20 protein-coding genes are annotated in these 20,882 nt (G+C 58.6%); 2 read left to right on the top strand and 18 right to left on the bottom strand.

What is annotated here, in order from left to right; genetic code table 11:
- Window positions 1–60: 60 nt before the first annotated feature.
- The 9 genes from RBB47_RS12435 to RBB47_RS12395 form a co-directional block, all read right to left on the bottom strand.
- Window positions 61–618: a hypothetical protein gene (locus RBB47_RS12435; RefSeq protein ID WP_305986126.1), complete on the bottom strand. Its 558-nt coding sequence runs from the start codon at window positions 616–618 to the stop codon at window positions 61–63.
- The gene (locus RBB47_RS12430; protein ID WP_305986125.1) at window positions 618–2,603 is read right to left on the bottom strand and encodes a hypothetical protein; all 1,986 of its coding nucleotides are present in this window, start codon (window positions 2,601–2,603) and stop codon (window positions 618–620) included. Before RBB47_RS12430 ends, RBB47_RS12435 begins: the two co-directional genes overlap by 1 nt.
- Before the next feature lie 352 nt (window positions 2,604–2,955).
- Window positions 2,956–4,362 (bottom strand): hypothetical protein, encoded by a 1,407-nt coding sequence (locus RBB47_RS12425; RefSeq protein WP_305986124.1) that lies wholly within the window; start codon window positions 4,360–4,362, stop codon window positions 2,956–2,958.
- A gap of 116 nt (window positions 4,363–4,478) precedes the next feature.
- Window positions 4,479–4,973, bottom strand: a complete 495-nt coding sequence (locus RBB47_RS12420) for a hypothetical protein (protein WP_305986123.1) — start codon at window positions 4,971–4,973, stop codon at window positions 4,479–4,481.
- A 1-nt stretch (window position 4,974) separates the two neighbouring features.
- Entirely contained in the window at window positions 4,975–7,407 is a 2,433-nt protein-coding gene (locus tag RBB47_RS12415) for a hypothetical protein (protein ID WP_305986122.1), read from the bottom strand.
- Window positions 7,404–7,991 (bottom strand): hypothetical protein, encoded by a 588-nt coding sequence (locus RBB47_RS12410; protein WP_305986121.1) that lies wholly within the window; start codon window positions 7,989–7,991, stop codon window positions 7,404–7,406. Before RBB47_RS12410 ends, RBB47_RS12415 begins: the two co-directional genes overlap by 4 nt.
- 23 nt (window positions 7,992–8,014) lie before the next feature.
- Window positions 8,015–8,353, bottom strand: a complete 339-nt coding sequence (locus RBB47_RS12405; RefSeq protein ID WP_305986120.1) for a hypothetical protein — start codon at window positions 8,351–8,353, stop codon at window positions 8,015–8,017.
- A 1-nt stretch (window position 8,354) separates the two neighbouring features.
- Window positions 8,355–10,826 (bottom strand): hypothetical protein, encoded by a 2,472-nt coding sequence (locus RBB47_RS12400; protein WP_305986119.1) that lies wholly within the window; start codon window positions 10,824–10,826, stop codon window positions 8,355–8,357.
- A complete protein-coding gene (locus RBB47_RS12395) occupies window positions 10,823–11,293 on the bottom strand; it encodes a hypothetical protein (RefSeq protein WP_305986118.1) in 471 nt (156 codons plus the stop codon). The genes RBB47_RS12400 and RBB47_RS12395 overlap by 4 nt, the downstream gene beginning before the upstream one ends.
- 390 nt (window positions 11,294–11,683) lie before the next feature.
- Here RBB47_RS12395 and RBB47_RS12390 point away from each other — a divergent pair, with 390 nt between their 5' ends.
- Window positions 11,684–12,250: a cadmium resistance transporter gene (locus RBB47_RS12390; protein ID WP_305986117.1), complete on the top strand. Its 567-nt coding sequence runs from the start codon at window positions 11,684–11,686 to the stop codon at window positions 12,248–12,250.
- A gap of 19 nt (window positions 12,251–12,269) precedes the next feature.
- Here the strand turns inward: RBB47_RS12390 and RBB47_RS12385 are convergent, their stop codons facing one another.
- The 6 genes from RBB47_RS12385 to RBB47_RS12360 form a co-directional block, all read right to left on the bottom strand.
- Window positions 12,270–13,163 carry an aminoglycoside phosphotransferase family protein gene (locus RBB47_RS12385; protein ID WP_305986116.1) on the bottom strand — a complete coding sequence of 298 codons (894 nt, stop codon included), beginning with the start codon at window positions 13,161–13,163 and terminating at the stop codon, window positions 12,270–12,272.
- Between the two features lie 48 nt (window positions 13,164–13,211).
- Complete coding sequence (locus RBB47_RS12380) at window positions 13,212–13,838, bottom strand: LysE family translocator (protein ID WP_305986115.1); 627 nt, start codon at window positions 13,836–13,838, stop codon at window positions 13,212–13,214.
- A 177-nt stretch (window positions 13,839–14,015) separates the two neighbouring features.
- On the bottom strand, window positions 14,016–14,618 hold the full coding sequence (locus tag RBB47_RS12375; protein WP_305986114.1) for a hypothetical protein: 603 nt from the start codon (window positions 14,616–14,618) through the stop codon (window positions 14,016–14,018).
- A gap of 115 nt (window positions 14,619–14,733) precedes the next feature.
- Window positions 14,734–15,195, bottom strand: a complete 462-nt coding sequence (locus RBB47_RS12370) for a hypothetical protein (RefSeq protein WP_305986113.1) — start codon at window positions 15,193–15,195, stop codon at window positions 14,734–14,736.
- Window positions 15,196–15,209: 14 nt separating this feature from the next.
- Window positions 15,210–16,790 carry a hypothetical protein gene (locus RBB47_RS12365; protein ID WP_305986112.1) on the bottom strand — a complete coding sequence of 527 codons (1,581 nt, stop codon included), beginning with the start codon at window positions 16,788–16,790 and terminating at the stop codon, window positions 15,210–15,212.
- The gene (locus RBB47_RS12360; protein ID WP_305986111.1) at window positions 16,762–17,244 is read right to left on the bottom strand and encodes a hypothetical protein; all 483 of its coding nucleotides are present in this window, start codon (window positions 17,242–17,244) and stop codon (window positions 16,762–16,764) included. The genes RBB47_RS12365 and RBB47_RS12360 overlap by 29 nt, the downstream gene beginning before the upstream one ends.
- A 160-nt stretch (window positions 17,245–17,404) precedes the next feature.
- Here RBB47_RS12360 and RBB47_RS12355 point away from each other — a divergent pair, with 160 nt between their 5' ends.
- The gene (locus RBB47_RS12355; RefSeq protein WP_305986110.1) at window positions 17,405–17,917 is read left to right on the top strand and encodes a hypothetical protein; all 513 of its coding nucleotides are present in this window, start codon (window positions 17,405–17,407) and stop codon (window positions 17,915–17,917) included.
- A gap of 241 nt (window positions 17,918–18,158) precedes the next feature.
- Here RBB47_RS12355 and RBB47_RS12350 read toward each other — a convergent pair whose 3' ends face one another.
- From RBB47_RS12350 to RBB47_RS12340, 3 genes are all read right to left on the bottom strand, one after another.
- Window positions 18,159–18,983: an ABC transporter permease gene (locus RBB47_RS12350; RefSeq protein WP_305986109.1), complete on the bottom strand. Its 825-nt coding sequence runs from the start codon at window positions 18,981–18,983 to the stop codon at window positions 18,159–18,161.
- Complete coding sequence (locus RBB47_RS12345) at window positions 18,976–19,743, bottom strand: ABC transporter ATP-binding protein (RefSeq protein ID WP_305986108.1); 768 nt, start codon at window positions 19,741–19,743, stop codon at window positions 18,976–18,978. Before RBB47_RS12345 ends, RBB47_RS12350 begins: the two co-directional genes overlap by 8 nt.
- An 85-nt stretch (window positions 19,744–19,828) precedes the next feature.
- Entirely contained in the window at window positions 19,829–20,845 is a 1,017-nt protein-coding gene (locus RBB47_RS12340; RefSeq protein WP_305986107.1) for an ABC transporter substrate-binding protein, read from the bottom strand.
- Between the last annotated feature and the right edge of the window lie 37 nt (window positions 20,846–20,882).

Raw genomic sequence — 20,882 nt, 5'->3', positions numbered from 1 at the left:
TTGCCAAGACACAAAAAAACCGCCTCAAAGGCGGTGTGAATGGTTCGAATGTGGGTTCGTTCAGGTTTCCCAGGCCATGGGCTCAAGCCCGAGGGAAACCGCGAGGGCATCGGCCTTGGCCAATGCGGTTTCCAGAATGGCCCTGTACTTCACCGGATCGGCCTCGGCTTCCAGAGCCCTGAATGTCGACCGGCGAAGCCCTGCCACTGATCCGGTGATTTGCTGCCAGGCAGTGGCGTTTGAGAGGATCTTTGCGGACAATTCGTCGACAGTTTCACCGGTCTGAGCAGCTTCCGCTTGCAGCAAGGCCAAGTGATCAGCGTCCGCAGTTCCGGCCGTCTGGGCACGTGCCGCGGCCTCCTTTGTCGCCCATGACAGTTTTTCGCCTATCGAAACCGACCCTGTTATGTGATCTTCGAATGCCGCCGCGTATTCGACAATCAGGGCCTTGGCGGTTTCGAGCGTGTGCTTTGGCCGCGCCGGCGGACGTGAAAACGTGCCATCTCCGTTGTCTGTGTCGCCAGGGAACACGCTATCGTGAACAGCGGGCCATCCAGTCTTAGGGTCAAAGCTGATCGTGACGACTTTGCCGTCGATGATTTCTGCGTATTTGGTCATCAGATCGCCCTTAACATGACTTCGCCGTAAATCTCGGCATTGCCGAAAGACATTTGAATTCCAAGACCTACATCAACTCTCGTCTGCTCTACTTGATATTGCAATTCGTAAATCTTTCCTGCCTTTAGGAGGCAAGATCCAAGAACCATGCCGGAACTCAACGTTCCCGACCGTAGGAATTGATTTATCGACCACCCTACATCTACTCCATCAGTCACGTTGCGCACCGCCAGAATGACTCTGTGAACGTTGTAGAAGCCTGCCTTAAAAAAGCACAAAACCGGCACTGTAGGCACGAACTGAAAAGATGAAAGGTCCACAATCCCGTTTGGGTCTAAAACTTCAGTGTTGATTGGGTATGTCTGACGAGACCCGTTCGTAGCGAGACCGCCGTCAGTGCCAAGCGGTTGTTGGTACTGAAGGATCGCAACTGAGCCGATCTTGGTTTCGTTCACATTTGCCTTGGACAGAGCATTTGTTGCGTTCTGTACGACAGCCACCGCCGCCAAGACGGTCGGATCATCGATTCCATCGGAGACCTTGACAATCCAGGCCGTAACCAGACCCTTTCCGCGTGTTTCGGATGACACGTTGACGGTACCGTCCTGATGCACACCATCTGTGATGTTTTGAAAGCCGGTCGAGCTGGATGCATTATTGCCACTGATGAAGTGCGCGTTACGACCTTCCAATGGGACGTCGGTATCGACAAGAACACGCTCCGGGAAACTGCCGTTTCCAGTATTGGCAGAGTTTTGTGGGTGGATGTGATCAGGGAACGCATCTTCCTGCGTCCCAAGCGCACCGCTCATATCCGGATTAATCGTTGCGCCAGGATCCCAGCCACGAACTGTGCGCCCAGCAAAGTTCGGAAAGTTGGCAGTCGTCGACCCATCACCATTGCCAAAGGGAAAAACACGGCAGGTCGTACTGTTGGCCATGGCATTGGCCGAAAGCGTGACCTGGCTGGCACCGTCGACCGACAGGATCGTTGTTCCGGCCGGGATTTGATCGCCTTCAACCGCCATGCCGGCAGCGAACCCGTTGGATGAACCAATACCCGTGACAATAGGCGAACCGCTGGTGATCGTGACCGTCCGTTCTGGCGCATAGACATCAAGCAATTGCGGATAGGTCGCGCGCGAAAAGGTCTGGTCAACGTCTTTGACCACAATCCAGAAAGAATTCGGTGCAACGTCGCTCGGCCAGGGCATGGCGGCGCCGACTGGAATACGGCCATACCCTAAAACCGACGTTGCGTTGGTTACGGCATCAGCGGCCGATTGTGCAGCTTCCAAGGCAGACGTGGCAGCCACGGTTGCAGATCCGGCAGCAGACGTTGCCGCGGTGCTAGCACTGGTTTCGGAAGCTACCGCGGCAGTTGCCGCCGTTTCTGAGCCCGTCTTTGCAGCCTCAGCATCTGTTCGTGCCGTTTCCGCCGCAGCTTGCGCGGACTGTGCCGACGTGACCGCCGTTGAGATTGCCGAGCTGTCGATCAGTGCCGGGACAAGGCCATCGCCGCTGCGCACAAACCCGTATCCCTCCGGAAGATCCGGCACTTCGAAATCCGGCAGTGTGCCGGCGAGACTTGGAGATACACGCAAGGAACGACTGACCTCACCTGCCAGAGATTGTACCTGCAGTGCAGTTCGATCCATTCCCTTTTCCAGAACGGATGGATCGATCTCACCGCCGTCAAGGGAAAGCGGTTGGTCGTATCTGCTGGTCAGAACCACGGTCAGGCGCTCACCGGACAAAAGGTCCGAGGCTGTGAAATGGATCGTTCCCGTCGCAAAGTTACCGCCGGAAAAATACCAACTGCCCGGCGATTGCTGATAGGTCCATTCAGTGTCCACTCCGTTCGCGTCGGTATGAACGACCAGCAGGTCGTTTTCGTCAACAAACTGAAATGTCAGATCGATCCGATCGGTTGCACCGTCACCCAATATCTGGGCGCGGGCATCCGTCATGGCTGCTACTGTCATAGGAAAGTCCGTTCGTTCGCGGCTGGCATACGAGCCGCTGTTTCGATTTTGTTGGGAAATGGTGCGTTCGAGAAACGCCTCACCCAAGGCCAGCCACTGAAGCAGGCCGGGCTGAGGCTTGCGTTGAATGCTTCAACTCCAGGAAACGCAGGTTTATGTCTTGTCTTATGTGAGGCACCCGGTTGCCGACCATCCGGGTTTTTTCATAAGCGCCAATGGATCCACATCGACGGTGTCGCGCCAACTTTTTTAGATGCTGGGCGCGCCTCTATAGTCCTGAGCAGACTTGGTGCATGAGACGGTCCCCTCGGCACGCGAATGTGGCATCGATCGCGATGCTGGATATTCAGGGCTACAGCCGATCCAACAGACTAGCCGCGTTAAAGGTGAGCGCCGTGTTCGGCATAGAAAATGCCGAGAAATCGGTCTCTCTTTCTTTGCGGGCTTGTGGTCGGTTGGCAGTCGCAAGCTGTGTGGCAAGCTCGTCAACCGTCATGCCGAATTGTCTTTGCAGAACTTCTTGCCGAACCGACATATTCTGAAGCAGCTCTGTGCTGCCCCAATCGAGTCTACTCCGGTCAGCGAACTGCTTTCGAACCGAAACTGACTTGAGCGCTTGGGCAATATCTGCAACCTGCGTTCCAGCAAGATCTTTGACCAGAATTTTTTCGTACTGGTTTGGCAACATGCCCTTGCTGTGCAGAAAACCCCGAGCCAATGCATTTGCGTCAGCACCGCTGCTGAAGAGATGCGAAAAAGCAAGATCAGCCCGCCGCTGATCATCCTGATCGAGAGGATCAGCCATGCCGGCGGAAGCTGTCCAGCCTACCGCCGCGAGCTCTTGCGCATGATGGCTGGTCGCATCGCTGTAGCGATCCAGCAACTGCAACTTCGTTTCAGTCCCCAGAAACGGATTGCCTTTGAGTGCCACTGGGTCGACATCTTCGTGCGCGGTGTCCACTCGCACGGCTATGCCATCAGCTTCCTCTGTCACCACGGCGACCTTTTTCCTGATGGCGTCCATCAGAAGGCGGTTTCGCTGGCGTTCAGGCAGAATGGATGCCCGCGCAAAGAATTCAGCATCAGGTCCTTCGCTGGGCGATTTCTTGTTCGCGCCAGGCTGCCCCGGGGAAGCCTGAGCGATCTGCCGCGATCCAATATCAGTGAGCCCGCTGATCTGCACATCAAGTGGTTGCCCCTTGACCCAGGCTTCATGAAGACGCTGGTCCGCCTCCTCCAAGGCTTTCCTCTTCATGTGCTGCGGCAGTGGTGCTGTTTCAACCAACCCTTTGAAATGACTAAATACCTGGTCGATACGGCCAGGCGTCGTCAAAACGTCGTTGACAGCAAGCTCTCTTGTCTCTTCGATGCCGGCAACAAAATAAGCTCTGTCCTCCTCATGTTCTGCTGCGGCGATGTCGAACTGAAGCACATCCCTCGCCAGCTTCGACTCGGCGGCAAAAACAGGTCTTTGCGTGTCCGGCAACCGCGCATTGATGCTGGCTTCGGTCTTGGCAACAAAATCCTGCATTTCATCGCTAAGGCCTTTCGCCTCGATGTCGGCTTCGGCGCGCCGGTCCAAAAGCTTTCTGCGCACCGTCTGCTGGTAGCGCTCAGCCTCTTTCATGCCGACAAACGCGTTTTTTCGGTCGACGAGGTCTTTTGCGCGGGTTGCCAGATCAACAAAATCATTTGCCGATCGTCTGATTTGCACCCCAAGGTCTGCCGTCGCGGCACCAACTGCCGTATCGGCGACCACTGGCGGACTGCCGACACCCGGCAGCGATTGCGTTCCACTGAATTTCTGCAGTCGAGCCATCTAAGTAATCCGAATTGTGTTGGAAAAATCGAGTGCGCCAGAGCGCGATGCGCCCATCAGCCGGAGGCGAGTTTATAGGCTGTATTGCCCAAGGTTGTCAGCGCACTGGTCGCGCCCCCGAGAATTGCACCGAAGGCCCCTATGCGCCCTGATTTGCGATGCGAGAGGGCGCGCTCACGAGCTGTGTTGGCTTCGAAGGTCAAGTTGTCCCGCTGCCCTTCAACCCGGTAGCGGATTGCTTCGATATTCTGCGCGGCCTCATAGGCGTTGTCGTCGGCAACATCGGTCAAGGACCCCGTCTCCGACAAGCCGCGTTCAGCGCCCGCTGCCCGGTTGAAACCCATGATGCGCTGGTACTGTTCGAGGGTTCGCTTGCGCTCGAACGACCCCTGTGTCTGGTTGACTTCCTTTTGGCGCTCCGCCAATTCTGCCCGCCGCTCCTCAGCCCGGGCCTGTGCGTCCGCCTGTTGGCGTATACCTTGGGCTTGCACAGCGCTGCCGGCAAGCGACCCCGCAACAGAGACTGCTGCGATCACTGCTGGATGACACATGTTATGGCTCCGAATCTCTTCCAAAATTAACCGCGAGAATTGTGCACGGCTTGCCGCCGGACGCTTCCAGACTGAGCTGCCCGCCGTCTTCCCAGCGTGTTTCGATGACCTGGTCGAGCACACCGGTGCGCAATGGGGCCGGTTCGCCGTAGCTGTCGCCCGCTTCATAAAAAATCAGCTCGTCCAGATAAGTGTTGTCCGACCCGGCCTTCAGCGTTCCGGTCTCAAACACCGCCGTTCTGCAGTCGTCGATACGGGTCTTTCGACCCATGGCAGAACCATCCTGCGCATTGATGGGAAAGGGCAGCGTTTTCGCCTGCGCCTTGACATCCAGCCCGATCAGGATGTTGCCGGCCGTGCGGCCGTTCGGCAGGCTCACCTGCCCGCCCGCAACCGTTGCCGGGTAATCTGTTCCGTCTGCGTAAAGGACAACCGCCATGCCTTCCAGATGCGAAAGGCCGGAAAGCGAATTGACGGCAGCACCGCTGTAACGGGCCGCGCAATCCAGATGCCAGGCATCCTCGATCTGGCCGCCCAGAAACGGTCTTTGCATGATCTCGATATAACGCCGGACCTGCCCGTTGATCGTCCGCTTTATGATCATCCAGACCTCGTCGGAGTTGGCACCGGTCAGATCCGCCATGCATTCGACCACACCACCAAAGTCATGCCGGTGCATGCCATAGACCTGCTGCTGCCGCTCGTAGGTGAACCCGATCGCGGTCCCGCTGGCATCCCATGCCCAGATGATACTGTCGGGATATTGCTGGTAGCAGGCGCCGGAAATCCCGTTCCGGAACAAATGCGATTGCACTTCGCTGACCGATTGCGAAATCCGCCCGTCAGCGCTCAGGTCATAGGCCATTTCCCGCATGTCCGTGCCATAGGGGCCGAAGTAAAACAGCACCGACCCAACCTTGATTGGCGCAATCGCGTTTGCACCGAAGTTGGTGTCGGGACTTTGTTCGACATTTTCCGGCCCGTATGGGTCCTGCACGGTTGCCTTGCCCAACGATCGAACGGCTCGTGTTGTGCCGATAATGAGGTCGTTGTCGTCAACCAGCCACTGGATGCGGTTAACCTGTCCAGACAGAATTCCGGCGGTCACGGCATCGGAGGCCTGCAACACATGGGAAACGGAAAAGTTGTTGAAGTCCTCCGTTTGACTTTCCCAGATTTTTTGCGGTTCCTCGCTCGTTCCGGCGAACGCCAGCCGGTTCTTGTGCCAGCCGACTGTCTCGGGCCAGCCGGTCGTTGGCGACCACGCTCCCAGGCGCCAGATGCTTTGCGAGGAGGTGTCCGGAAGCGTCTGACCGAAGACCTGCACCTTGACTGCAGTGGTTGACGTGACCGACGTAACCTTGAGCCACCGCCAGAAACCGTCGGACCCGCGCAAACGGATATGCCGGCCGGTGTCGGACGCCTGAAAGCCGGTTCCGCCATTGATGCCGGTGACATCCGATGCGGTCAGGTCGAACGGTGTCTGCGTGGCACCGGACTGGTGAAAGACGAGCTGGCCGATGGCCGAATTGTCTGAGTTGGCGCCTCCCCCTTGCGTGAAGCTCAGCCGGTAATGGCTAAAGGCTGTCTCGTTGTAAAAGGCATAGTCCCGCCATTCGCTTGAGGCCCAGGTGTCTTGCCCGTCCTGCGAGTCGAGAATGGTCCAGCTGGCGCCGTCATTGGACGCCTCGATGTTCCATTGCCAGGGCATGTCGTCGTTCTGGCTGTTGTCGCTTGGCGCTTGCAGCATGTAGGCGTCAATGACGACGGCGGCGGGAAACTGGTACTGCACCCAGCCTGTTGAACCGCTGGATAGGACCACTTTCCCGGGGGACCGGTTGAAAACCTGCCAGGCGGACGAAGAGCCATTGGACGCACTCACCGCACCGCTCGGCGCCGTGTTCGACGTCATGTCCGGGACAGGATTGCCCGTCTCCGCCGGCGTCAGGTTTGTCGGCGAAATGTTGACGTCCAGAAACGGCCCGTCTTCGAACGCCATGGCTTCGATCGTCCAGGAGGTTTCGCCGAGCCGCTTCAGGGCCTGCGGCGCAACACCGCCCCCGGCAATGAACAGCGTGTCGGTTGACTGAACGAATTTCAGATTGGCCAGAACCGATTTTGCGTAAGGCGTCGCGACCTCGACGGTGCCCACCCTGCCCGCGTTGGTGTAAACCCGGAAATAGAAATCCCCGAATTCAAGCATGTAGTACTGTCCGTTACCGAACTCGAACGGGATCAGCCAGCCGCCGCTCGCACTGTCCTTCAGTTCGGCAATGAATTTGGTGCCGCCGCGGCGGCGCAGGCCGCCACGTTTGAGCGTGACGAAGTTCCGGCATTCGGCGAGCGAGGACCGGAAAAACTCCAGATCGGCACGGTAAATCAGCTCGGGGTCCAGTTCCCCCCGGCTGAAAGTTGCTTGCAGGTGATAGCTCATCTGTCCGTAATGATTTCCAGATCGACCATGGGCAGCGGCGTGCCTTGGGTGGCATCATGGCTGCCGGCTTGTTGAAATGTTTCCAGCGCAGCCTGACGCAAGGCTTCGGCGCGGCTGTTCTTTCCCGTAATCACATGCGCAGCGCTGGCTGCCAGAAACTGCGAAAACCCATGTACGAACAGCGGTGGGAACTCCGTCTCCCGGGTTACGCGTCTTATGTAGCGCAGGGGAAAAGGCGCTTCATGATCCGTCAGGATCTTCTCCCCGATCACTTCAAAGGCGATGACATTGCCGTCCGGGTTTCCCTCAAAGGTCTGTTGCGGAATTCGCAGGCAATCGGCCGGCTTTTGATACTGGTATTGCCAGCGGAACGGAGGACTGACGCTTTCAGCGGGCAGCTTGACAAGAGCCGTCGCAAAATCCCAGTCATGTTGCGCCAGATAGGCGTCCAGGTGGGCTGCGTAGTGGTTCTTGAACCAGCGGGAAGCAACCGAGGAATAATCGAAATCGCGGATTGGCGCTTCCTTCAGATGCGCGAGCGCCAGGTTCGCCATCTCCACGGATGTGTGTACGGTGCCGGACATTGAAAAGGCCTTTTTTGGTTTGATCAGGCAGCCGGCGGCTGGGTGAAGCCGGCTTCATAAGCTTCAAGCGCGCTCAGGGCTTCTTCCTTTTTGCGGGCTTCGACACCAGCATAATCCGCCGCCATGGACTGAAGGGTTTTCCAGTGTTCTCTGCGCCAGTTGTTCGGCAAAGGTTTACCGCCGGCGGACAGCGCTTTCTGCTTGCGCTTCCGGTTCCAGTCCGCTGAAACGACATTGGACAAGTCTTTGCTCTGAAGCGCATCGTCCGATTTCCCGGAACCGTTCCGCTCAAGAAAGTCTTTCTCGTGATTTTCTTCAAGTCGCTGCAGGTGCCGCAACCGGCGCATGATGATCTCATCCATGTCAAATTCCTTTCGAAAAAAGAAAAGGGCGGCTTTCGCCGCCCTGTTTTTTGGGACCGGATCCCGCGAGGCTTTGTGTTGCCGAAGGTTCCGGGGGTAGTGTCTCGTTTCGCTCCACAGGCACCGGTCTTGCGTCGACCGCCATCTTGTCAGTGGGCTGCTGGCGCAGCTCCGGCAGGGTGGCTGCGTGCAGCAGCCTGGTTCTTGCCACCTCGAACGGTTTCATGTCGCGCGTCTCCGGCCAGTCGATGCCATATTGCTTGGCGCGCTCCCGGTCCTCGCGCTCGAGCTCGGCCCGCCGGCGCTGGCGGGCCACGTTCACATGCGCCTGGAATGCGTCCGTCAACACATGCCGCTGGCCGGCCTCATCGTCATAGCTCAGCGTCATGCGCGGGCCATAGCCGTCCCGGTCCATGATCCCCCGTGCCCGGTCCGATGCCGTCTTGCCGTTCGGCTCCAGATACCACCGCCGCGCCTGGATACCTTCCCTCTTCAAGAGCGTCTCGACATCTGCCCGCACATACCCGTGGCCGTCCCCTTCCGGGTCGGTGTAAGCCTTCTCAACCGGGTATTTCATCACCGTGCCGTCATCGGCAGCAAAGGCGGAGCGGTCCCACTGCAGCTTGAAGAGCGCCACCGCGATCTCCTCGGCCATGTAAAGGTTGCCGGTGTCGAGATAGCTTTCCCTGCGCAGGTCTTCAAAATGGGCCAGCGCTTCTTTCTCTTCTTCCGGCGTCCGGCCCAGCTTGCGATAGGTGTCGTAGGACGTCTTGCGGGCAAACCGGTCTTCGCCCGGCTCCACAGCCCGCTCCACCGGTGCCCGCACCTCGTCAACCGCACCGGCGCCAGCTTCAGGCAACAGAGCCGATGGCAGGATCGGATCGGACCCCGGCAGCTGCTCGACATCCGACAGCGGTGCTTCGCCCTCTAGGACACGCTCGGGCGAAAGGTCCGGATTGCGGAAGTCCGGAGCAACCAGTGGTGCCGGAGCGCTCTCTTCAGCTTGCCTGATCAGAAGATCGGATAGCTCTTCCGCCGTCGCACCTTGGGACACGGCTTCGTCCAGCTCCGCGCTGCCCTCGCGGATCGCGCCGCGCAGCTTGCCGATCGCCTCGGCGGTCTCTTCTTCGCTCGAAGCACTGCCGAACACGAAGTCGATGGCCCCGCCGACCGCCCCGGTCAGGGCGTCGCGCCCGTCCACATAGGCGGCCAGCGCTGCAGAATCGGCGACCTCATCGGCAAGGGCCGCCATCTGCTGGATCGTTTCGTTATCCGGATAGGCGTCACCGTAAAGCCGCATCAGCGAGACGATGTCGTCGATATTGCCCAGAACATCCCAGGCCTTTTTCAGCGGTCCGATTGGCGTGAACGTAATCGCAAGGTCGACACCGGCTTCGGCAGCCAGGTCCTTGAACTCTTCTTCACCGAATTCCAGACCCAGTTCACGCGCAGCCTGGTCAAACGGAATGTTCCGCTCTTCAGCACGCGCCCTGACTGCCGAGAACACCGGCGGGATCGCCAGTCCGAGAACGACGACGGGCGCGCCTTTGCGCAGCATGGTCATGAACCGCCGGCCGATGCTTGGCCCTTCCTGGAGTGATCCGCTCGCCTTGCCGCTGAGACCGGCCTCCGGATCGATCCGACCTCCAATCTCACCGCCGCTCTGGCTTCCCGTCAGACCGTCGAGCTGACCCTTGAGAGGTGCACCTGACGGAGACAGGGGCACAGCAGATCCCTGGTCAACCGGTGCAACGCCAAGGCGGGCGTTGGCTTGGCTGCTGAGGCCAAATGTTTCTCCGCGCGGTTTTGAGCGAAACGCCCGTTGCCGCAACGCCTCTTCATAGGTTGGCGGAAAGTACAAAAAACCCTGGTCGCGACCCTTGGTCTCACCAAACGCCGTGCGCCAATTATCCCTGATGTTCTCGTATTGTTCTCTCGTTAGATTGAGATCAGGATGAACCACCATCACCGCCATCAACTTTTTCATGGTCGTATAGCGGAACGGGACATCTACGATCTTGGCGTGCTTGCGAGTGACAGGATCAAAATTGTTCCGGTTCTTGTTTTCGTAAAAGTCCTTCTCCCGGGAAATTATTTCATAATCAAACTGCGGATGAAGGGCCATCCGTTTGCGGATCGACATGTCCCAGGTTTCATACCCGCCTTTTTTCGTCTTTCTTTTCTGGTTGGGATCATAATCGTCCATTTCATCGATCAGCACATCATCGATTTCCGCAATGCTGACATCTGGCGTATAGCCTTTCGGAGGGTTCCTCTGCTTCTTGATCCAGGCCTCAAAAAGCTTGCCGTTTGGAGACTTCAAAAAGCCTGACCGCTCCAGCTCAACTTCAAAGTCCTTGCTGTAAAAAAAATGATCGCCCCGCTTTGCGATGGTGATCAATCCGTCCAGCCCGAGATATTTCATGATCGGGCCGACCTCGGAGGCGTCTATGGCAACAATCGTCTCCATCATTTCGTCTCCCCCGAAAAGGCGACATAAAGTGGATAATGCTCCTTGATGAAATCCTTGGCCTGTCCGATTCTCAAAGACGTTAGCTTTCCTTCCTCGATATCGGTGGCCAACCATATCGCAACGATCAGGTTGCTATCGTCGAATGGAACTGGTGCTTTCATCAGATACCAGCGCTTAAACGCAATGAGCGTGTCGTGAGCTTCAATCGGATTCAGTTCCCAGAACTCTTCCTGATGGGGTTCCAGGTCGTGCTCTTCTGTGTATGCGGTCCACCAAATCCCTTTCTTCAAAGCCTCATGCAGTTCTTCGTCCGCGAAGATCAGATCAACCATCTGCACCACGTTTTCATAAGGCATCTTGCGGCCGCGATAGCGCTTGTTCCCGGCAAAAAAGGCCCGTCCCTCTTCCGTCTTTTCAAACGCTTCCAGTTCATCCTGCCAACCGGTGATATCTTCAAAATCTGCCATCAGAACCATTCCTGCCTTGCCGCCGCAATATGTTCATGAATTGTTCTGCAATGCAACCAATGCGCGCGTAACCGCGCGCGCAGCTCAGAAGAAGCTGCTCTCCTATGTCGTGCGATCCTGGCCGCACTTTCCCAATGTACCGTGATGAAGCCTATTTTAGCTCCGTTTTGACGAAGCGTCCATCAGGCGCGGTTGTCTGAAACCCATACTCAGACAAGAACGTCAAAATTTCTGAATAGAAACAACAGCCTCCGGCGCTTTTCCGTTGCGCGCAACGAGCGCAAAAACAATCTCGTTCGCGTGTGGTTTTGTTTGAAGTGCCGAAATCGGTTGAACGGAGGCCGAATTCCAATTGTCTTTCCGCCTCTCACCGCCTACAGCAAACAGCAAATGATCTTTGCCCTTTCCATTGCGCTCGCCTATGCGCTGACCAATATTGACGGTCTCTTCGCCTTCTTTGCGATCGCCACCTCCGGCAGGTATCGCCAGGCCCTGATCGGCTTTCTCGGCGCCCAGGTGCTTGTGGTAACGGGCGCATATGTCGCCGGCGCCGGGGTGACTGTTCTGACACCGCATGCGCTTGGCTATCTCGGTTTGGTGCCGCTCTGCCTCGGCATATGGGAAGTCTGGAAAAACATGTCGCGCGACGGTTTGGGCGCGGATACGTCAAAACCAGCGCATTCGGTCTTCAGTGCGGCGGTCATTTTCATTGCCCTCAGCGCCGACACATTCATCCTGATGGCCGCGTTCTTTGCCGACACGGCTGCAGTTCTCGACCGGCACGTGCTCCTGGGTGCCTTGGTTGCCGTTGCCGGACTGGTTACCGCCGGAACCCTGCTTGCCAGGAGCCTGGGCCAAAACCGGAAAGTTCAGCGGTTCTTTGAAAAACTGTCGCCATTCGTCATGATCGCCGCCGGCATCTACATTCTCCTTGATACGGCAACGGACAGCTATTGAGCGCCGGCCTCCTGCACAATCAGATCGTACCCCGCAGGAGCCCCAGCCGGCTCAGCGTTTGACGGCTTTGCCGGCACTGAGGCTCGTTCTTGCCGCCGCGATAGTAGCTGAGCGCGATCACGGCGCCGTAAAGCGCCCATCCCTTTGCGCGAAGCCAGGCTGTGTCCGAGATTTCGGCCGTCTCGCGAAAGACGCTTTGCGCCTCCGGTGACACGAAAGACCACGCAGCGCAATAGTCGGCTGACGGATCACCCACCGCGCACAGGCCCCAATCGATCACGGCACGCAACCTGCCGTTCCGTGCCAGCAGATTGTCAGCCTTCAGATCGCCGTGCAGCCAGGATCCCGGCCCTTCGAAGGGCACCGAACAGGCGTCTTGCCAAAGCGACAATGCTTGCGCAACATCGATCTCGTCGGTGAGAACGTGAATGGAGCGTCTCGTCTTATCGTCTAACTCTTCAAGCACAACGCCGCGATGGTGATTGCAATCCCCGGCCTGTGGCGCGCCGGCGGTCTCGATCGCGCGCAAACTTCTTAAGAACCCGGCAAGATCCCTGGCTGCCGCGTTCATGTTCCCGATCGCCTCGTTCGACGCAGGCACTCCCGAAATCCAGCGAAAAACGCCGAACGCATGTCCAAAGATGCCTGACGGCCGGCCGGCGGCAACAAGTCTCGGCACCTCCAACGGAAGCGCCTTGAACAATGGCAACCAGGTTATTTCCTTGGTGAGCAGCGGCACCGCTTCCGGCCGTCTTGGCAACCGAATCACGTGGTCGTCGCCGATACGGTAAAGGGCATTGTCCGTGCCGGAGCTTTCCACCCGGCGCACCGGCAAACCGGCAAGAGCCGGCACCTGCTCCTCAATCAGGCGCGCGGCGACGGCTTCATCGGAAATGATCTCGTTGGCATGCATCACAGGCGCCGTTATCGGGTATCACTGCAACACCCGGACGACAGGCTGTCACCGCTCCTGCAGCGCCAGCCGCGCACCGAGCGCACAATAGATGCTGCCGACGACCTTGCCCTGCCATCTCACCACAGCCGGATGCCGGCGCAGAAAATTGCCGAGGCTGCCTGCTCCCACTGCAAAGACCACGGTGCTCAAAAGCCCAAGCAGAACGAAGATTACGCCGAGAGTGGTCAGCTGCAGCATCACCGACCCGTTTTCCGGTTTCACGAACTGCGGCAGAAACGCCAGGAAGAACAGGGCCGTCTTCGGGTTCAGCACTTCCGCGATGATGGCCTGGTTGAAGGCTTTTGCCGCGGTGATCGGCTTGCTGCCGCGCGCAAGATCCAATGGCGTCTTGTCGAAAATGGCGACGAGCCCGAGATAGATCAGATAGGCCGCACCCAGATACTTGATCAGACTGAACAGCACCGCCGATGTCGCGATGATCGCGGACACGCCGACAATCGCCATGAATGTGTGCACAACGTCTCCGGCCGCAATTCCCGCCCCGGTCGCGATCCCGACGCGTGTTCCGGAACCGGTCGCCCGCGCCACGGTCAAAAGCGTTGCCGGTCCGGGAATGAACACGAAGCCGAGAACGATGGTGACATAGGCAATCAGCGTGGCGGTATCGATCATCTCTCACGTCTTTCAGATTGGGGAAACCAAGGACGACGGCTTTGATCAATCAAAGCTGCTCGCTCTTGATCGTAAGCACATGTTCTCACGATGAGCAACGCGTAAGAGGAAGCTCCGTTCGACTTGCCGAGGCAAAAGACCGGCTCTCCAATTGCGTGTAGTCGATGAGGCAGAGTTTCAGACCTGTCGAAGGAACTTTTGCAATTCTTCCCGCTCAGGATAATCCGTCAGAAAATTTCCCGAATTGATCCGATAGGTTCTGTCCTTGGTCCGGACGCTGCCGTCGCTCATGAACTCGGCCGCGAAAAGAAATGGAAGACCGGGTTTTTTCAGGTCCCACTGCAGAAATCCACCTCCCATCGGGTATTGGTCGGACGGGCTCATCGCCCCATCGTGCCGCGTCGTGGGCAGTATCTTCACCAACCGGTCAGGCCCGGAGACCGAGGTAAACCCCAGGGCCAGTTCCTGCAGATCCCGATAGCCTCCCTGCCCGCGCTGGCTCACGATGCTGTCATGCACCGAGCCGCGCTGAGCGTCTTCCGCTTCCGTTGACCTTGGCAATCCGAACTTGCCGCCTGACCGCAAGGTCGTGCCATGAAGCTCGAAATGCTTTGGTTCCGGCATGCGCTTCAGCAACAACAGCTTGTACCCCTGATCCAGCCTGCCGGCGTGATAGCCGATATTTGTCTCAGTCCGGCGGAAACTCGCCAGGATGATGGCTTTGAGTTGGGTGATGTTTCCGGATATGGCCGGCGTCAGCGCGCCAAGCGTCAGGGACATGTCAGAGCTCCAGGACCAGGCAATACTTTAAAAAATGCCGTCTTTCGAAAGACGTGCGGTTAGCCTAGTACCGATGTCTCGGGTGCTCAAGCGCTGTGCCGGCGCCACTGGTGTATCAGGTTGGCGTCACGCGCCGCACCCAGCCGTAAACAAAAAAGTCTTCCCCGCCGCGTCCATACGACCTCAGCACGCCTTCGCGCTTGCCACCCAGCGCCTCTATCCAGCCATGCGCGATGTCGTGCTCCTTGTGCGTCAACACCTGCAGCCGCCGGCAGTCCCGCTCGATCGTCGGTCTCAGACGGGTCAAATGCCGCGTCATCAGCGGCACGCACCGCCTGAAACGGTCCGTGCCGAACGCCCAGGCCTGCCAGTGATCGGGATCGAAGGCCGATGCATGGCTGAAGCCGTAAGCCGCCGCAGGCTGCCCCTCGTACCAGACCGACCAGACCATTCCGGAAACGGCTGTTTCCAGAGCGCACACTCCAAGCGCGCGCGTGTCCCAGGTTTCCCAGAGACAAGCAATTTCCCGATGATCTTCAGCACGCATATTGGCCGCAATGTAGCTCGCGTCGCGCACAGTCAGCTCCCTGATCAGAAGCCGTTGAGCGGGTCTTCCAATGGCGCGGCCAACGCTTTTCGTTCCGTCCGCGACACTTTTCTGAATACCGCCTTCTCCTTCCATCCGAGCGCCTCGACAATTGCATCCGCCTCGTCCGGGGAAGTCCCGAGGCGTTCCTTGATCTCTTCCTTGCTCTCAATCAGGATCCTGCCACCTTTCAGCTTCCAGCGATGCGCGGTCAGCTGCGCTTTCACGGTCGACGAACGTTTTATGGCAAGACCCAACCCGCTCTTGGGATGCAGCGCCTCGCGGAGGCGCCAGTAGAGCTGGGCTCTCAGATTGTAGAACGGGATCCGGCTGTCCTTCGCGCATTCCCCCGATTGCGCCGAGAAGACGCATTTCTCGACCGGGATACTGTTCTCCCGGCTCAGGAATCCGACCGTATCGCCGCCCCAGCCACCGGTGCAATCCACCACGATCAGTGCATTGTCGCGGCGTTCCCTGACGATGAGGGACCCGACTTCGGCGCCATCGCGCGTATCGGCTCCCTTGCGCACGATGCTTTCCTCAAACCGCCGCCCGTGCAGCGGCTGCAGCACCGTCTTGTCCTTGCCGCCCTGGGCAACATCGACCGCCAGAACGTCCATCGGCTTGTCGGCATCAAGACCGGCGTCATAGCGCTGAAACGCCAGTTCGACCCATTCGGAGGGGATCACCTGCCAGTCGTGGTCCTGGCGCGCCGCCTGAAAATCACCGGTCCTGAGCGCGGTTCGCATCGGCTCGGGCATCTGGTCCAGCTGTGCGTCGTAGTCTTCGCCAAGATAGCGGTTGTCCTGCCGCCGTGCCGGTATGAAGGTCCGGCTTTTCGGCGTTCTGAGTTCGCCCTCGACTTCCACCGGCTCGGGCCCGTCCGCCCAGACCGTGCGCACCGTGTCGCCGTCATCGATGAAAACGGCCCAGAGCAATTCGCCGGGCCTGGCCTTTTCATAAAGCGGATGCAGCGGGTCGAGCCAGGGTGCGAACCATTCGAGCAGGAAATCGCCCTGTCCACCCAGCGGCGGATTGGTCGCGATCAAGCCGCGGCACCGCTGCGCCTGCCGCGTCGTCCTCAGCCAGCCAAGCACGAACAGGATCTTGCGCGGATCCATCTGCGCGCCTTCATCGAACGCCTTCAGGTCATGATCCCGGCCCTGCCAGTCGTCTTCCGAACCCGGCAGGCTCAGATGCCCGAACTCGATGATCCGTTCGTCCGGGCCGGTCCAGCGCGGTGGATTGCCCGCTATCTTTCCCATGCCGGCCAGCCGCATCAGCGTGTTCATACGCTCAATGAGGCCTTTCAGCGACTTCAGGGATTGACGGAAAATCGCTGCCTTGTGATGGGCAAACAAGGCGAGGCCTGCAATCAGGTCTGTCTTGCCGCCCCCGGCGGCCCCGCCGTAAAGCGTAAGGTCTGCCTCGGAAAAATATCCTTCCGTCTGCGGTCCCGGCTGCGGCCGCCAGACGTCGAATTGCTCCAGCACACCCGCTTCATCCAGTTGTTTCTGAAGCGCGACCCGGTCGGGCGCTTCCAGCTTGTCAATGTGATCAATCAGCGTTTGAAGAGCTGTCGTCATTCTCTTGTCTGCCCTTGCGCGTCAACAATGCCATCACCCCAAGGGCGATCTCCTCCGAGCTCCTCGGCTTGAACTTTTCGATCTTCGAGATCTCTTCGGGACTGCTTAAGACATTCCAGGCTTCCACTTCCGACCTGTCGCGCCAGCCGGCCCGGTTCTTCATGTTGAAAGCCCAGGCGGTCGCGCTGAATTTGGCGAGATCGCCGCGCGCACCGTCCTTGCCTATTCTTTCCCATTCCAGAAGCCCGCGGCGCGCTGCTTCCCGCAGCTTTTCCGGCGGAAAGTCCTCCGGAAATTGCTCTGCGTAATAGCGGACCGTCTTCCGGTCGGCGTCGGGAAAGCTCTCAACGGAAAACCCTGCGGCAATGTGATCGCAAAGGGCAGTGCAAACTTTGCGCCGTGCCGCCGCCGTGGACCATTTCAGCGCAATCGGTTCGATATCAGGTGGTGCCATGATCGGATCAGACGCTTTTCTTTTCTGGAATAGACTGGCATCCTTTCAGGACCCGCGGAGATTGCAGGAAATGCCGTTGTTCAATTGAATTGATCGATCTGCAAACGCCTTTACCCCGTGCTGAAGGCGTCTCTCCGAGACACCGGACAGGACAAAAACGATGCGAACAGTCAGACACTTCACGAAGCCCGCAATCTGCCTGTTGGCGCTCGCAGGTACGATTGCACCGGCAAGCGCCTTTTCCCTGACGGGCTCTTACAAGGGGGTCGTCGCCTGCGAAAGCACGACTGCGGGCAAAAGTTCAAGCTGGGGCTGGAACATCGAGCTGCTCATCGTTCAGGACGGGGACGATTTGCGAGTCGACTACAAATATGTCGACACCGCTGAACTCGGCAACGAATACACGCTCTATAACGGCAAGGCGACGACTAACAGCGACGGTTCGGTTGTCAGCGCCTACTTCAAGTCCTGTGACGCGACCTTTCCCGCCGACGAACTGGTCCAGATGTTTCCGACCTCCACGGCGAGCACACCGTTCAACTTTGCCGCCGACAGCATCTGGGCGTCGGATCAGGTTCCGAACCTGCCCGGCCTGACGGTGCAGAGCTGCCGCTGGTCGCTGACCCGCACCTCGACCGAAGCTCCTTCAGTGCGGAACTGCCCGCAACAGTAAGTCTTGCGAAAGATCGCCGCCCCGGCCCCGAGCCGGGGTATTTCCCCGGATCAGCCGGGGAACCTCCAACCCGGCCGCACTTTCCCAATGTACCGTGATGAGGCCCGTTTTAGCCCCGTTTTGACGAGGCGTCCATTGCGCGTCAAAGTCTCAAACCCCTGTTCAGACGGCGTTTTTCCAATCGCCCCCTGATTTCAATTGGTTGATGTCTGGTGTGCGTTGAGCGCTTGGCGGAGCTTTCTTATATTCGCCAGCCGAGCAACCGCCGTTCGATCAGGCCGATGATCGCGCTGACAAGAACCCCCAGCAGCGACAGGATCACCACACCTGCAAATAAACGCTCCAGATCGTAAAGCGATCCCGCTTCCAGGATGTAGGCACCGATACCGTATTCCGCACCCAGCATCTCCGCGGCGACCAGAAGAATGATTGCGATCGCAAGGCTGATACGCAATCCGGACAGGATGCCCGGCATGGCACCGGGCAGGACGATCTTGCGCACGATAGAAGACCAGGAAAGCCCGAAGCTCTGTCCCATGCGGATCAGCGAGCGGTCGACATTGTCCACCGCGCCGTAGGTCGCCACCACCGTCGGCGTGAACGTGCCAAAGGCAATCAGTGCATATTTCGAGCCTTCATCGATGCCGAACCAGATCACGAAGAGCGGCAGGAGCGCGATCTTCGGGATCGGGAAAATCGCCGCAACCAGCGGCACCAGGCCGGCCCTGACATAGGAAAACAGACCGATCAGAACTCCGATTGCGATCCCGGTGCTGGCACCGAGCGCCGCGCCGATCACCAGGCGGGTCAGGGAAGGCTGTAAATGTTTGAACAACAGCCCGCTTTCCCAAAGTTGGCCGAAGGTCGCCAGGACATCGGTTGGCTTGGGCAGCGTCAGTGCGGAAATCCAGCCGGTTTCCGTGCCCCACTGGATCAGCGCAATCAGAACGACAAAGACGGCGACGCCAACCCAGCGACGCGATCTCGGTGCGAATCCACCACCGCGAAAACGCACCTCGATCGGGCTGTCCCCCTGACGGTGTTTCACGCCTTCTGCGTCAGCCATCGATCAGCTCCTCGTCCGCCGCGCGCGCCTCCTCACGCATCAGCTCCCACAAGAGGTCGTGCTTTTGCTGACAGACCGGGTCGCCCGCGCGGCGCTGGTCGATGGGCGTTTCAATGGAAACAATTTCGCGTATCCGGCCCGGTCGGCGCGACAGCACAACGATCGTGTGTCCGAGCCGAACGGCCTCCGCAAGGTTGTGGGTGACGTAAACGGCCGTAAACGGCTGCCGTGTCCAAAGACTCACCAGATCGTCGAGCAGCAATTCCCGCGTCTGCGCGTCAAGCGCCGACAGAGGCTCGTCCATCAGCATCACCGCCGGATTGACCGCAAGCGCCCGGGCAATCGCGACCCGTTGCTTCATGCCGCCGGAAAGCTGTTTGGGAAGCGCATCTGCAAAGTCGGCAAGCCGTGTGCGGTTCAAGACGTCATCGATAATCGCCTTGGCACGGGCTCCGCGAATGCCGTGGTCTTCCAGGACCAGAGATATGTTGCCTTTCACTGTCCGCCAGGGCAGCAACGCAAAATCCTGAAACACGAAAGTCAGCGGGTTGAGGCTGCCCTCGGGTGGTGTGCCAAGCTGCAAAACCCGGCCGCTTTCCGGCCGCTCCAGCCCACCGATAAAGCGCAGCAAGGTGGATTTGCCGCAGCCCGACGGGCCGACAAGGCAGACGATTTCACCGGCGGGTATGTCAAGCGAGATGTTGCGCAACACCTCCGTCGCGCCATAATGATGGCTGATGGCGTCCAGTCTGATGTCCATATCCGATTGATAGCCGTCTAAAGGTTCCTGATCCAATGGAAAACGGCGGCCCGCAAAGACCGCCGCTTTTCTGCGCGTCTCAGTGTCACCCCTCGTAGGTCTCGACGTAGCTGCCGTCGACGAGCGTATCCATCGTAATGTCTTTTCCAACCAGATCTTCCGACTGGAACCATTCAAGCTGGTCACGAATGGAGGCAATGTTCAACTTGGACCCCTCGTTGATCCGCATCGTGCCATTGATGATGGAAGGAGCCGCCTTTTCACGCGGCCGGTCGGTGTACACGTATTTGTGGATCAGATCGACCATCTCGTTCACACCGTCATCGCCGTCGGCCTTGTCGATCATCGTGGAATTGTAGTCGCTGACACCCTTGCCGAAACCGGCGAGGAAATCCTGTGTCTGCTCACGCTCGTCCGCCGCATTCTTCGCCGATGTGAAAACGGTCGTGACCTGGTAGCCCGGAAGGTAGTCCGAGATATCTCCGATAATGTGCACAGCTCCGGATCCGGCGAGCGGTTTGGCGATATGGGGAACGATCGACCAGGCATCGATCTGGCCCGACTTCAGCGCTCCGATGATCGCGCCGACCTTCTGCAGAGGCTTGAAGGACATTTCAACGCCTTCGGCCTGTGCCACCTTGGACCCCATGTAGTGAAACGACGAACCGGCAGTCGACATTCCGAACGTTTTGCCGCCAAGGTTCGCAGGCGCCGTCAGCCCGCCCTTGAAAGCAGCATCCGATGCCAGGATTTTCTGACCGTCAATGCCCTTTTCTTCGCTAAGCGCCCCGCCGATAACCTTGATGGCACCCTTGTCGGCGAGCGAAATCAGGCCGCCGGAGACCGCCGTTACGGCATAGTCTACGTCGCCGGAGGCAATCGCGACCGCCATCGGCTGTGCGGCCTGGAAGAACTTCAGTTCCACGTCCAGACCGGCTTCGGCGAAATAACCGCGCTCAACGGCAATGAAGCTGCCGGAATGCGAAGTGAAGCGAAGCGCCCCCACCACGATCTTCTTGTTCTGGGCAATGGCAGGTGCCGCCAGCGTGGACGCTGCTGCTGCACCCATCAGACCGAGGGTCTGGCGTCTGTTCAATCTCATGTTCCCGTTCCTCCCTTAAAGGTCTATTTTTGTCTTT

Origin of the sequence: Roseibium sp. MMSF_3544 (genome assembly GCF_030732845.1) — a bacterium.
In the GTDB taxonomy this organism is placed as follows: Bacteria; Pseudomonadota; Alphaproteobacteria; order Rhizobiales; family Stappiaceae; genus Roseibium.
The sequence above is the reverse complement of the archived record's forward strand: the minus strand, read 5'-3'. Positions and strand labels throughout refer to the sequence as shown.

Excerpts from the sequence above, each read along its gene's own strand:
- RBB47_RS12435 (WP_305986126.1), bottom strand. The coding sequence starts at position 618 with ATGACCAAATACGCAGAAATCATCGACGGCAAAGTCGTCACGATCAGC.
- RBB47_RS12430 (WP_305986125.1), bottom strand. The coding sequence starts at position 2,603 with ATGACAGTAGCAGCCATGACGGATGCCCGCGCCCAGATATTGGGTGAC.
- RBB47_RS12420 (WP_305986123.1), bottom strand. The coding sequence starts at position 4,973 with ATGTGTCATCCAGCAGTGATCGCAGCAGTCTCTGTTGCGGGGTCGCTT.
- RBB47_RS12415 (WP_305986122.1), bottom strand. The coding sequence starts at position 7,407 with ATGAGCTATCACCTGCAAGCAACTTTCAGCCGGGGGGAACTGGACCCC.
- RBB47_RS12410 (WP_305986121.1), bottom strand. The coding sequence starts at position 7,991 with ATGTCCGGCACCGTACACACATCCGTGGAGATGGCGAACCTGGCGCTC.
- RBB47_RS12405 (WP_305986120.1), bottom strand. The coding sequence starts at position 8,353 with ATGGATGAGATCATCATGCGCCGGTTGCGGCACCTGCAGCGACTTGAA.
- RBB47_RS12400 (WP_305986119.1), bottom strand. The coding sequence starts at position 10,826 with ATGATGGAGACGATTGTTGCCATAGACGCCTCCGAGGTCGGCCCGATC.
- RBB47_RS12395 (WP_305986118.1), bottom strand. The coding sequence starts at position 11,293 with ATGGCAGATTTTGAAGATATCACCGGTTGGCAGGATGAACTGGAAGCG.
- RBB47_RS12390 (WP_305986117.1), top strand. The coding sequence starts at position 11,684 with ATGATCTTTGCCCTTTCCATTGCGCTCGCCTATGCGCTGACCAATATT.
- RBB47_RS12385 (WP_305986116.1), bottom strand. The coding sequence starts at position 13,163 with ATGCATGCCAACGAGATCATTTCCGATGAAGCCGTCGCCGCGCGCCTG.
- RBB47_RS12380 (WP_305986115.1), bottom strand. The coding sequence starts at position 13,838 with ATGATCGATACCGCCACGCTGATTGCCTATGTCACCATCGTTCTCGGC.
- RBB47_RS12375 (WP_305986114.1), bottom strand. The coding sequence starts at position 14,618 with ATGTCCCTGACGCTTGGCGCGCTGACGCCGGCCATATCCGGAAACATC.
- RBB47_RS12365 (WP_305986112.1), bottom strand. The coding sequence starts at position 16,790 with ATGACGACAGCTCTTCAAACGCTGATTGATCACATTGACAAGCTGGAA.
- RBB47_RS12360 (WP_305986111.1), bottom strand. The coding sequence starts at position 17,244 with ATGGCACCACCTGATATCGAACCGATTGCGCTGAAATGGTCCACGGCG.
- RBB47_RS12355 (WP_305986110.1), top strand. The coding sequence starts at position 17,405 with ATGCGAACAGTCAGACACTTCACGAAGCCCGCAATCTGCCTGTTGGCG.
- RBB47_RS12350 (WP_305986109.1), bottom strand. The coding sequence starts at position 18,983 with ATGGCTGACGCAGAAGGCGTGAAACACCGTCAGGGGGACAGCCCGATC.
- RBB47_RS12345 (WP_305986108.1), bottom strand. The coding sequence starts at position 19,743 with ATGGACATCAGACTGGACGCCATCAGCCATCATTATGGCGCGACGGAG.
- RBB47_RS12340 (WP_305986107.1), bottom strand. The coding sequence starts at position 20,845 with ATGAGATTGAACAGACGCCAGACCCTCGGTCTGATGGGTGCAGCAGCA.